This is a genomic window from Candidatus Sarmatiella mevalonica (assembly GCF_016751895.1).
Lineage (GTDB): Bacteria > Pseudomonadota > Alphaproteobacteria > Rickettsiales > Rickettsiaceae > Sarmatiella > Sarmatiella mevalonica.
In genome coordinates, this window is sequence record NZ_JACVVM010000047.1 from 1 (window position 1) to 10,671 (window position 10,671).

General features: G+C 37.0%; 16 protein-coding genes, 1 tRNA gene and 1 pseudogene. 5 read left to right on the forward strand and 13 right to left on the reverse strand.

Annotated elements, in window-relative coordinates; translation table 11 throughout:
• Positions 1-221: hypothetical protein (locus tag Sarmat_RS06730; protein ID WP_207187039.1), on the forward strand; the 221-nt coding region annotated here is incomplete at its 5' end.
• A gap of 93 nt (positions 222-314) precedes the next feature.
• On the opposite strand, the gene Sarmat_RS04480 is transcribed toward Sarmat_RS06730, so the two are convergent.
• From Sarmat_RS04480 to miaA, 8 genes are all read right to left on the reverse strand, one after another.
• Positions 315-1,343 carry a pyridoxal-phosphate dependent enzyme gene (locus Sarmat_RS04480; RefSeq protein WP_202149622.1) on the reverse strand — a complete coding sequence of 343 codons (1,029 nt, stop codon included), beginning with the start codon at positions 1,341-1,343 and terminating at the stop codon, positions 315-317.
• A gap of 96 nt (positions 1,344-1,439) precedes the next feature.
• On the reverse strand, positions 1,440-2,492 hold the full coding sequence (locus Sarmat_RS04485) for a signal recognition particle-docking protein FtsY (protein WP_202149623.1): 1,053 nt from the start codon (positions 2,490-2,492) through the stop codon (positions 1,440-1,442).
• Positions 2,493-2,692: 200 nt separating this feature from the next.
• Positions 2,693-2,769, reverse strand: a tRNA-Met gene (locus Sarmat_RS04490).
• 184 nt (positions 2,770-2,953) lie between these two features.
• Positions 2,954-3,190 carry a transposase gene (locus tag Sarmat_RS04495; protein ID WP_202149624.1) on the reverse strand — a complete coding sequence of 79 codons (237 nt, stop codon included), beginning with the start codon at positions 3,188-3,190 and terminating at the stop codon, positions 2,954-2,956.
• A gap of 99 nt (positions 3,191-3,289) precedes the next feature.
• Entirely contained in the window at positions 3,290-3,430 is a 141-nt protein-coding gene (locus Sarmat_RS04500) for a transposase (RefSeq protein ID WP_202149625.1), read from the reverse strand.
• A complete protein-coding gene (locus Sarmat_RS04505; protein WP_202149626.1) occupies positions 3,381-3,554 on the reverse strand; it encodes a transposase in 174 nt (57 codons plus the stop codon). The genes Sarmat_RS04500 and Sarmat_RS04505 overlap by 50 nt, the downstream gene beginning before the upstream one ends.
• Before the next feature lie 151 nt (positions 3,555-3,705).
• A complete protein-coding gene (locus Sarmat_RS04510; protein ID WP_202149627.1) occupies positions 3,706-3,870 on the reverse strand; it encodes a hypothetical protein in 165 nt (54 codons plus the stop codon).
• A gap of 205 nt (positions 3,871-4,075) precedes the next feature.
• Positions 4,076-4,954, reverse strand: coding sequence for a tRNA (adenosine(37)-N6)-dimethylallyltransferase MiaA (gene miaA / locus Sarmat_RS04515; RefSeq protein ID WP_202149628.1), 879 nt, complete (start codon positions 4,952-4,954; stop codon positions 4,076-4,078).
• 91 nt (positions 4,955-5,045) lie between these two features.
• On the opposite strand from miaA, the gene rsmD reads away from it, so the two are divergent.
• Positions 5,046-5,636, forward strand: coding sequence for a 16S rRNA (guanine(966)-N(2))-methyltransferase RsmD (rsmD, locus tag Sarmat_RS04520; RefSeq protein WP_202149629.1), 591 nt, complete (start codon positions 5,046-5,048; stop codon positions 5,634-5,636).
• Here the strand turns inward: rsmD and Sarmat_RS04525 are convergent, their stop codons facing one another.
• On the reverse strand, positions 5,637-6,305 hold the full coding sequence (locus Sarmat_RS04525) for a glutathione S-transferase family protein (protein ID WP_202149630.1): 669 nt from the start codon (positions 6,303-6,305) through the stop codon (positions 5,637-5,639).
• Positions 6,306-6,650: 345 nt separating this feature from the next.
• A complete protein-coding gene (locus Sarmat_RS04530; RefSeq protein ID WP_202149631.1) occupies positions 6,651-7,019 on the reverse strand; it encodes a DUF2660 domain-containing protein in 369 nt (122 codons plus the stop codon).
• 443 nt (positions 7,020-7,462) lie between these two features.
• Between Sarmat_RS04530 and Sarmat_RS04535 the strand changes: the two genes are divergently transcribed.
• Positions 7,463-8,674, forward strand: a complete 1,212-nt coding sequence (locus Sarmat_RS04535) for an acyl-CoA desaturase (RefSeq protein WP_341826607.1) — start codon at positions 7,463-7,465, stop codon at positions 8,672-8,674.
• Between the two features lie 195 nt (positions 8,675-8,869).
• Entirely contained in the window at positions 8,870-9,094 is a 225-nt protein-coding gene (locus tag Sarmat_RS04540) for a hypothetical protein (protein ID WP_202149632.1), read from the forward strand.
• Between the two features lie 285 nt (positions 9,095-9,379).
• Here the strand turns inward: Sarmat_RS04540 and Sarmat_RS04545 are convergent, their stop codons facing one another.
• A complete protein-coding gene (locus Sarmat_RS04545) occupies positions 9,380-9,523 on the reverse strand; it encodes a hypothetical protein (RefSeq protein ID WP_202149633.1) in 144 nt (47 codons plus the stop codon).
• Between the two features lie 123 nt (positions 9,524-9,646).
• On the opposite strand from Sarmat_RS04545, the gene yidD reads away from it, so the two are divergent.
• Positions 9,647-9,946: a membrane protein insertion efficiency factor YidD gene (yidD, locus tag Sarmat_RS07390; RefSeq protein WP_202149634.1), complete on the forward strand. Its 300-nt coding sequence runs from the start codon at positions 9,647-9,649 to the stop codon at positions 9,944-9,946.
• A gap of 177 nt (positions 9,947-10,123) precedes the next feature.
• Here yidD and Sarmat_RS07395 read toward each other — a convergent pair whose 3' ends face one another.
• Positions 10,124-10,243, reverse strand: coding sequence for a hypothetical protein (locus Sarmat_RS07395; RefSeq protein ID WP_410520499.1), 120 nt, complete (start codon positions 10,241-10,243; stop codon positions 10,124-10,126).
• Positions 10,219-10,394, reverse strand: a pseudogene (locus tag Sarmat_RS07400) (transposase); the annotation flags it as partial. The gene Sarmat_RS07395 and the pseudogene Sarmat_RS07400, both read right to left, overlap by 25 nt.
• Between the last annotated feature and the right edge of the window lie 277 nt (positions 10,395-10,671).

Sequence of the window (10,671 nt, forward strand, 5' to 3'; positions counted from 1 at the left end):
ATGGCAACTGTGGCGACGCTGTCGATGCGCAAGTCCTCACGTACTTCATGTACGCTGCGGCTCTGTGCTTCGTATACTCCTCGCATTTGCTCTTAATTGAGCGAGTTTCGAAAGAGGTCTATTCAAAACCCAAGTTGTTGTGTATAAATGAGTTTCGAAAGAGGTCTATTATCTCACAACTTAAGACAGCCCGACGCCCTCTTTTTTGCACTCTTAAGTAGCGAGCTCAAAAAAATGCAGGGTACTATGCTCTAGATCAACTATTACATAATATTTTATGAAAAATCTAGTTTCCGAAGAGGTTTATTATTTTTTTAGCTATTGCCTCCGCTAATCAAAATAAGTATTTGTTTATTTTTTGCATCATTGCACTGCAACCACTGCCACGCCGCCTCTAGGCTAATAGCAGAAGAAGGTTCGCAGTGAACGCGCAAGTTAGAAACGACAAAATCATGCCAATGTTTTATTCTATCCTCTGTTACTAACATCATATCATCTAAACACTTGATATACTCAAATGTTCTAGGTGAAAGGGACAGGGCGCGTAAACCATCCGCCATAGTCATAGGTGAGTCTGCAAAGCGATATATGGAATTTTGTTGCCTAGAGATAAAAGCATCGTTTGCAATCTCAGGCTCTACTCCAATCAGCTTAGTACGTGGAGTGAGTAACTCCTTTGCTAAATAACTACCAGAAAGTAACCCACCGCCACCGCAAGGAGCAAAAATAACATCCAGGTGATTTGTGCAAAACTCACTTAATTCTTGTGTATTATAGGTGATATTTTTTGCTGCATCTGCATCATGCAACAACGCCATCTTGCGACGATGCAACAAATAAAAATCTACTATGGCTTCATAGCAGAAAGTGCCAACTCCAGCTATCGTCCAGTCACTATCAGAAGGATGCAGAAAATACACGCCCATCTTCTTTTGCTCTCTGCAAGCTAATTCTGCATCAGCTCTAGTAGGCGTTTCCACGACATGCGCTCGATAACGTTGCAATAGTTTTTTTTTGTCTTGCGACACATTTTGTGGCAAGTAAATCAATGCTTGTATATTAAACAAATTGCACGCGTAGGCAGTGGCGATGGCGTGATTACCAGTGCTATAAGTAACAATCTTGTCTGGTAAGCTATTTTGTTGTTTGAGGCATAATAAATGATTAATGACGCCGCGAATTTTAAAAGCCCCAGTTTTTTGCAGAGAATCGAGTTTGAAGTATAAGTTACAACCAAATAACTCATTCACTTCTTCTGATTCTATAAGAGGAGTGCGGTATACATAAGACTCTATCCTGCGAAAGGCATGAAGCACGTTTATGGCGTCTTGTATCTGCGGCATGTTCTAATTCCCTCCACTCTTCTTTCTAGCTTCTGTTTTTTTGTTTCTTTAAACTTATATTTATCATGAAATTATTGCGAAACTACCTCATCCGGACTAAGAAAACATTGCATCTAAAAACGCAGCAAGATTGAACGAAGATATATCATCCATACCCTCCCCAGTGCACAAATATTTAATTGGTATGCCAAACTTTTTCATCAGATGTACCGCAAAACCAGCACGCCCAGTACCGTCTAGTTTGGTAATAACCAACCCGTTCACATCTATAGCTTCTTTAAAAAAAGATACTTGATCAATGGCGTTTTGCCCAGTAGATGCATCCAGCACCAACCATCTTTCATGCCTAGCGTTTGGGGCGAGTTTTCGTATAACTTTATTAATTTTAACCAACTCATCCATAAGGTTTTTTTTATTATGTAGCCTGCCCGCAGTGTCAAGCATCACCACATCATTACCATGGCGCAACCCATAATCTACCGCGCTATAAGCCACGCTAGAAGGGTCAGCTCCTTCTTTACCCTCTATAAGCTGCCCACCAGCGTTAGCAACCCAAAGTTTTAACTGTTCTTTGGCGGCAGCTCTAAAGGTATCGCACGCACCCACAACCACTTTATTAGACCATCCTCTAAACTCTACTCCTGACAACAACTGCACGTCACCGTCGATGTGTAAGTTCTCACTTAACTTCACGTATGCTCGCGGTTCTGTGCTTTCATTTATTCCTCGCATTTGCTCATCATGAGCGAGTTTAGAATGAGATCTATTTTCTTGCTGAAAAATATTCGCTAGTTTACCAATGGTAGTAGTTTTGCCATTGCCATTTACTCCACATAGCATAATTATCTTCATGTTCTGCCCGGTATCGCTCTCTTGCTCTGGTGTGATGCAAGCAGCATCTAGCTCTAATGCTATCAATTCCTTAAACTTATTCAGCAAAGTACTGCCATCAAGATCCGAATTATAATTTAATGCTTTAAATTTCAGTAATAATGCAGAGCTAAATTCATGCCCAAAATCAGCAAAGATCAAATTTTCATATAGTTGATCTAAAAATGCTTGATCTATCTTGGAGGTAGAAAAGAGTTGAGAGACGCGAGAAAAGAAGGAATCTGGTTTAGAAAAAACTTGCTTTAATTTACTAAACATATTGCTTTAGAATAGGCAGAAGGGTTTCGATAATCGCTAGCAGGAAGAGTGTTCGTAACTCTAGCCTGATATATTTCAAAAACAGATTAAAGAAATAAGAAAGTTAGAGTTAAGACGAAGAGACGCCGTTAATAGAGGTAGACAAAAAAGAATCAGCAAAACCAAGGATGCACAGCATTACAGAAATAACAAAATGCGATTGGTTGCGGGAGCTGGATTTGAACCAACGACCTTCAGGTTATGAGCCTGACGAGCTACCAGACTGCTCCATCCCGCGTCTACTAAAGCCTTTAGCCAATAGCGACTAAACAGCAAGTTTGAGAATATCAGACTTTTTAATGTAGGTCAAGCCTGCATATGCAAAATCATGAGCATTCCTAAATAAATATAGACAAAGAGAAGGTATTGATATATGATTGTAGAAAAGGAAGTTTTTTATGATCAAATATGAGGGCCTGTATTCACAGTTTAGCCATCCCATCGAGTATCTTTAGTAACAGCATAGAGTGGGCTATCATTATCACGTTTTCCGCAATTGCTACAGCAATTTTATAGTCTTCTGATAATCTCCTGCAGTTGCTCAGCCAAGCAAACGTTCTCTCAACTACCCATCTTGTTACAAGTATAGCCACCCGGGGATTGTACGCTCTAAGATCTCTATGGTCTTTTTGAGTATATTCCGTACAAATTCCTTCCATGGTTTTTCTCATAGTACCCTACAATTTATGTAATAATTGAGGAAAATAGAAATTGAAATCAATAGTAGAGTCACAATCCAAAATACTTTTTATAGTAATTTAGGTTGAATTAGGTATTTTAAAGAAATAAGAAATAGCTTCATATAATTGATTCAATTCAGTAATTTGATTTTTAATCCATCGTTTCATATTAGCCCAAAATTTCTCTATTGAATTCAGAACTGGTGAATATGGAGGCAAAAAAAATGATCCTGTAATTTACTGATTCAATCAATTCTTTTATCTTCTTAGATTTATGAAAAGAAGCATTGTCCATAATTACAACTTGGCAGGACTTTAATTCCTTAATTAAAACATTCTCCACCCAGCTTTCAAATAATATAGTAATTTAGGTTGAATTAAGTATTTGTATCAGCAATAGGAAGGCGGTACCGAAAATATAAAAAAGAAGGCAATTATCTTGCAAAGAAACGAGGTGGTTCAAAAAGAAAAATTGATCTAGAAGCACTTGAAAACTACGTTAAATTAAATGAAAATATGACATTAGACCTCTTGCATAACCTAAAAATGAAAGAGGAATTTTTAGAAAAAATGATGTTGAGCGCCGCAGCATACTCTAGTATATGAGGAGCGCAAAGGAGTTTTGGCAACAAAATTACCCCACGGAATAGGTTATGCAAGAGGTCTATTTCATAAATCTCAGAAAATTAAAGAGTTGACATAATCTGTTGGGCGCAAGCTTGTATTTTTACTTCCATATCCTTCAGACTTAAATCCTATAGAAAAATTTCTGGCAAATATGAAACGTTGGATTAAGGACAGAATCTCTTCTTTTGATAAATTTTATAAAGCTTTAAATCAGTTCTTTACCCTGCAAACCTCCACTTAATTTACTATAACCTGGGTATTCGTTATTACGCTCAAGTTTTCAATCATTTTTTTAAACCAAGTCCTTTGTCTCTTCGCATATTGCCAGGTTTTAATTTGAATTTGCTCAGTCATACCCTCCCAAGAACATTGGGCGTTAAGATAATGCCATATTTGCTTTACCCCAATAGCCTGAGCCAGATTAGAATGCATGAAATTTGGATGAGATTTGATAGCGTCTTCTACTTCTTGGATAACATCGAGCAGTAGCATTTTATTAAAACGCATAGAGATATTACGCATTAAGCTATCTTTGTCTGGGCAGATATATTGGATGGAATATCGCATCGTTGGTAGCGGTGGCACTTTATTGTTATGGAAAGTTGTGATGGATTGATTAGTAGATAGCACTACCTCCATGGCCCTAATAGCTCTATATTTATCTAGATGCATGCTTGCGTTTGCATCAATCTTATATAGTTTTTTAATGAAGGCTTCATGGCCTATTGTATCATATTCTTTTCTAACCATTTTGCGTATTTCCGGATCAATTTCTGGGATAGCACTATAGCCGGTTATCAATGCGTTAATATAGAGTCCAGTACCACCAACCAAAATAGGTTTTTTATCGTTATTAATGCATTGAGTAATTTTATCTACTGCTAATCGTAGATAAGAGGTCATACAGGAGCTTTCGTGCGGTTCTAGTATATTATATAAATGATAAGGAATTTCGGCTCTGAACCCTTGCTCTGGCGAGGCGGTGAGAATTGGAAGAGCTCGATATAATTGCATAGAGTCAATGCATATCACTTCGCCGTTTTCACGCTGAGCAAGACGATGCGCAAAATTTGTTTTACCTGACGCAGTAGGCCCGCACACTATTGTTACCAACATTCGTTATAATCCTTCGTTTTGTATTACGTAATAATATATAGTATGCTTATTCATGCAATTAATCGTTATTCATTAAAAGATTATAGATAACATGCATAAAATAATAGGCGGCAAATATAAAAATCATCTGCTACCAATGGTCAAGCAAAGATTAGGAGAGAAAGCTTGTAGGCCGTCTACATCTAAGTTACGTGAAGCGCTTTTTAGTATATTAACCTCAGGTGCATTTTATGGCAATAACATTTTTGATAATGCCAAAGTAATAGATTTATTTTGCGGTACAGGCGCTCTTGGATTAGAAGCTATGTCTAGAGGCGCCCAGATGTTAACTGCTGTGGATTGTAATAAATCTGCGCTGGATGCGATTTTTGATTTCGCTTTAAAGTTAGACATTCAGGCGCAAGTGTGTTGCTATAAACAAAAGATTAAGAGATTAGAAAAAAGTTTAATTAGATATGATGTAGTATTCCTAGACCCGCCTTATCTTCATAATTACATTACTAACATACTACATGATCTTGTAGCATTAGATTGGTTAAACGAAAGTGCTACTATAGTGGTAGAAGCTAGTAAAAAAGAAGCAGTGGCACTGCCAGCACAACTAGAAATTATAAAAGACAAGTACTATGGCGCAACTAGATTGCTGATATTACAACTTAATCAGCCCTTTGCTGCACGCTAATTAAAAATCGAGCATTTGGTAGTGTTTAGGAGGAATCATGCCAGAAATCTTTTCTGCCAAGATAGGGCGCATGCTTGGTCTAGATTTAAATACAGAGTACCAGTAGTGCAGTTTAGAGTACGCATGCCAGTTTATTTCAGCAAAATAATCAAGTAGTGATATATGGGATGCCAACGCCACATCGGCAGCCGTAATAAAGTCTCCAGCTATAAAATTATTATTTTGCAATAAACAAGAAATATATTGCATATGATAGTTTAAGTTTTTGCGGGCAACTTTGAGGATTTCCGTGCGCGGCGCGGCGCGCGAGGCCAGGGGTTTAATAAATCTCTCATCTATAATTAATTTAGATACTTCTTTATAGAATTTATCATTAAACCAATGCACTAGCCTGCGTATTTCGCAGTTTACCAGGATATCTTCGGTAATAAAATTAAAACTTGGATATTTTTCTTTGAAATATTCTAATATTGCATAATTTTCGTAAATACGCAATCCATGAGTTTCTTGTAGCACAGGAAGCATATTGGATGGATTAATGTGCAAAAACCCCTCGTCTCTGGTCCAGAAATTATATTTAATAATTTCAAATTCCATGTTCATTTCATAGAGAAAGATGGCGATTTGTCGAGAAAATGGACAGACGGTATTGTAATAAAGCTTACGCATGCACAAAAACTTTGATCAAAAAAAACGCCTTATTAAGTTATAGAGGGCGGCTTAGTAAATATTAAAAGACTTAGTGAGCTAATGTCAATTCTTGCTATTTCAAACACAATAGACCTCTTCTAATAAATGCTAACTACAGGGTTGGTGTTGATACTCGAATCTTCGTGCACTCTATTCTCGCTTCGCAGATTCCTTTCGTTCGCCCCTCATTGAGCGAATTTTGTAAGAGGTCTAATATCACAAGGGAACTGGGGGCGTTAATACGTAGAATCAACTAGTGATATCTGCGCAGCTACGCGCAGACAATGAAGGAGATAGATGAGTGGGTTTTGAAGATGAAGGTCGTTAGCGCTGCATTTCTTGTTCTTGCGTCTGTCCCTTATGGGTTTTATCGCGCGCCAAACCCAACTCAATCACATGCTGATATTTCATGTTATGTTCGGAAAGAGTTTTACCAATCTCCTCTACGTCATGTCTATCTTCAGGAGAAAATTTATTTAATACTATATCAGTGATTTCATACAAAAAATCCCACGATCTTTCCTTTTTTTCTTTTGCCGGTATTGCGTTGGCATTCTTCGCTGCTTCGTATTGTTTTTGTGGATCGCTAAGATCGATACTATTTTTTGTACGATGAAATAACCCCCCAAACTTCCCTCTTAATAAGAATAGCAAACAAAGACAAGCTACAACTAGTAGTATCCAATGAAACATAAACGTTATTTTATAATTTTTAAATCGGCAATTGCAAAGCTCAAGATGTACCTGGTATATGATTGTATCACGCGTAATACTTTTTGTTCTAGTCAATTTTTTATTTTACCATCTTTTTTTATTAGATATTTATATTTATGCGGCAGTATAACTATATGCACATTGATATTTACTAGCATTTGTTCGGCATAGTCTAAGTGTTTTGAGTGTACTAAATTGTTTTTAATCGATAATATGGATGATTGACAAAATGTGTTGTGAGTGTACAATGTAATAATCACAGTTTTATTTTTTATGTAGCTGTGTTGCATTTTGAACAAAGCGTGAAGGAGTAGTAGAAACGCTGATGCGCTTGCGTTCTAACTTGTTTTTTTATTTATTTTTCTTAGATGGATACCAAGATGATGAAGATTATCCGAGACATTAACATACCAGCTTTTGTCGTGCTTGTTATATACCCCTTGTTACTTGTGGCATTAACGGTACATTATGTACATGATTATGGCGTTACTAAACAGGAGATCTGGACGTGTATTATAGCTTATTACGTGTGCAACATTTCAGTGGGAGTTGGTTTGCATAGGTTGTGGTCTCATAATGCTTTTAAGACAAACAAATTTGTCGAGTTAATTTTGATGTTCACCACCGCCGCCACTTTCCAGGGGCCAGTGTTATCTTGGGCTTCTAATCATTATCGCCATCATACTTTTACGGATAAAGAGCAAGATCCTCATAGCCCTCTTAAATTTGAGAATAGATTTTTAGGGTTCTTTTGGTCTCACATTGGATGGATGTTAGTTGGCGAGGGGAGTCATAAGTCTATTGACAAAGGCACCATGAAAACTTTGGGTACTAATCCTATATTGCGCTTTCAATTGCAATATTATTGGCAGCTAGCTTGTTTTATGAATTTTGTGTTGCCGCCAATGATAGGTTATTATATGTACGGCACTTTGCATGGAGCCTATAGCACGTTTTTATTCATAGCTATAGCAAGGGCGCTGCAACAACAAGCTACTTTTTGTATAAATTCTTTATTCCATTTTGTTGGACAACCAAATTATACTGCTAATAGCTCAAAAGATAGTTTTTGGTTTGCTCCTTTTGTATTAGGGGAGAACTGGCATAATTTTCACCATGCATTTCCTCGTGATTATCGTAATGGCCATAAATGGTATCACTTTGATGCGCACAAATGGATTATATGGTGCATGAGTAAAGTTGGGTTAGCTTGGGATTTAGACATCACTCCAGAATATAGAATAGAAGCGAAGAAAAAAGAAACTGCTCTGATATTAGCAAAGAATAAACTGTCCGGCGTTAGCTTTGTGCAAGAGAAAATACTGGAAATTTCCGCATCTTGGCAAAAGCATTGCGCTGAATTGGAGGAGTTTGCTAATAATTCACAAGAAAAATTGAGTGGTATTATTGCTGAAATTCAGAATGGCATCAATGTTCTATCTTTGCAAATTAAGGAGCTTTCCAATGAATCTAGCGAGAAGATGATACGGTCTATGACTAAAAAATTGCGTGATATGGAAGATAGTATGAATGCTTTGTACGAAAAAGTTGGCATTTCTTCTGCTGCATTTACTAGAGAAGTGTGCGCTGTGGCTGGAAAAAAAACAGCGGGAGTTACGAAAAAGCCAATTTAGCTTTTGTTTTTCGTCTTCTTCGAGTTTATATTTTTTAAAATTTATACTCTGATGATTTATTGATTTTGCATGATTTATTTGTTAGTGTATATTTTTTAGAAAGTTGCTATATTTATATTTATTAAAGTATTTATACTTATTAAAGTATTCGTATTTTATTGAAGTTTATTTTGATTAGTGTGTTAAAGGTTTTTTATGTCTAAACAAAAAGCAAAAATTGCGTCTAAAAATAACCCAAATGCCAGGGGCGTAGCGAAGGTACATAAGTATCAAGGGCGTGACGTTGAACCGGTTCTAGTAGTATCTGACGATGGTAAAGTGTTCTGCGCGCAATATAAAGATAATGAAGAATTAGTATGTGATAACGCAGGCCAAACTTTGCCTTGGTCTAGCGTTGTTTCAGCTGGAGAGGGTTTATAATCTTCTTATTTTTCCGTCGCTTAGTTTGTCCTCACTATTTTTTGGTACGTTTGTACTGAGTGAGCTTAGAAGTTTTAGTAGTAGAAAAGATTTTTTAGATTAGATTCTTTCAAAGCTCGCTCATAGTAAGCAAACGCAAGGAACGAATGCGAGGAGTGGATAAAGATATAAAATGCTGATGCGTGCGTTAGTGCTCAAGCGTATATGAAGTTCATTGATAGTTTCAAATTGGAGCGGCGGCGCGGTTGTTATGAGAGGAATATGGAGTGTCAAAAGAGATCCGCTCTAGCGCTTACTTAAGTATTGATGCAGCACGATACTTCTGTTTGATTTGCTGGATAAGTAGCACGGCACTTCTCTTGTATAAGCTCCTCTTGTATAAATTCTTTGCTCAGCATGATTCTTATTGCGCGATGGATCGCTCATCAAAACCCTCTTTTGTGTATGTTTCTCCATTTTCGTCGAAGTATGTAACTTGTGTTTACTGCTAGCGAGTGAGTTGCGCCGAGAGGCGCGCAGTTTAGATGAAATCTTTAATGAGCAAAGAAGTGGATGAAGAAAGTTATAATTTGCATTATTCGTTTTTACCAATACGTAATATCTCCATCACTGGGGTCTAGCTGTATTTTCACACCGTCCTGTTCCGCGTACGCTATACTTACTATACAACGTCATCATTTGATAAAAGCTCTCGTATTGATTGTATTTAGACTACTGAAGTGTCACCCATGGCAATTCGGTAAGTGTAATCATGAAATCAGTTGCGTATCCCCTGATAGTCTTGTTATAGAAAGACCGAAAGATTGCCTGAAGCAGGGACACTCTATTGAGCAATATAGTAAATTCAATTGAGGCTTGTGCATGGCAATGTTAACAAAATAATTTGAATAATTTGAATATATTTAGCGTAAACAAGAGCGATAAAGTCCTTCATCCTACCGAAGAAGCGCTCAGTAATGTTACGTTTTTTGTACAAGTGAACATCATAAAAAATCTTCAGTGGTCACAATAGGAAGGTGATATAGTAATTTAGATTGAATTAGGTATTTTAAAGAAATAAGAAATAGCCTCATATAATTGATTCAATTCAGTAATTTGATTTTTAATCCATCGTTTCATATTAGCCCAAAATTTCTCTATTGGATTCAGATCTGGTGAATATGGAGGCAAAAAAAATGATCCTGTAATTTACTGATTCAATCAATTCTTTTATCTTCTTAGATTTATGAAAAGAAGCATTGTCCATAATTACAACTTGGCCGGACTTTAATTCCTTAATTAAAACATTCTCCACCCAACTTTCATTTTAAATAATTTAGATGCTTGGTCATAACTATTCCTAGCTTCTAGAACCAGTCACGCAAAACATTTAACTAACCTATTCAGCATAATTTTTGTGAAAGCTAATTGAACAAAAGCCTTAGCGGATGAAGGGGAAATCTCATAATCCTTGGATAATCTTCTGAAATTACCCAGCTACGCAAACGAGCGTTCCACAAGTCACCGCCATTGCTGAACCTTAAACCCCCTCGTTCCGTCCACCGGCTTGACAATGCTCAGCAAACACCCCTGCGTAT

Excerpts from the sequence above, each read along its gene's own strand:
- miaA (WP_202149628.1), bottom strand. The coding sequence starts at position 4,954 with ATGTTGGTAACAATAGTGTGCGGGCCTACTGCGTCAGGTAAAACAAAT.
- Sarmat_RS04530 (WP_202149631.1), bottom strand. The coding sequence starts at position 7,019 with ATGTTTCATTGGATACTACTAGTTGTAGCTTGTCTTTGTTTGCTATTC.
- Sarmat_RS04540 (WP_202149632.1), top strand. The coding sequence starts at position 8,870 with ATGTCTAAACAAAAAGCAAAAATTGCGTCTAAAAATAACCCAAATGCC.
- Sarmat_RS04525 (WP_202149630.1), bottom strand. The coding sequence starts at position 6,305 with ATGCGTAAGCTTTATTACAATACCGTCTGTCCATTTTCTCGACAAATC.
- yidD (WP_202149634.1), top strand. The coding sequence starts at position 9,647 with ATGAAGAAAGTTATAATTTGCATTATTCGTTTTTACCAATACGTAATA.
- rsmD (WP_202149629.1), top strand. The coding sequence starts at position 5,046 with ATGCATAAAATAATAGGCGGCAAATATAAAAATCATCTGCTACCAATG.
- Sarmat_RS04495 (WP_202149624.1), bottom strand. The coding sequence starts at position 3,190 with ATGGAAGGAATTTGTACGGAATATACTCAAAAAGACCATAGAGATCTT.
- Sarmat_RS04485 (WP_202149623.1), bottom strand. The coding sequence starts at position 2,492 with ATGTTTAGTAAATTAAAGCAAGTTTTTTCTAAACCAGATTCCTTCTTT.
- Sarmat_RS04480 (WP_202149622.1), bottom strand. The coding sequence starts at position 1,343 with ATGCCGCAGATACAAGACGCCATAAACGTGCTTCATGCCTTTCGCAGG.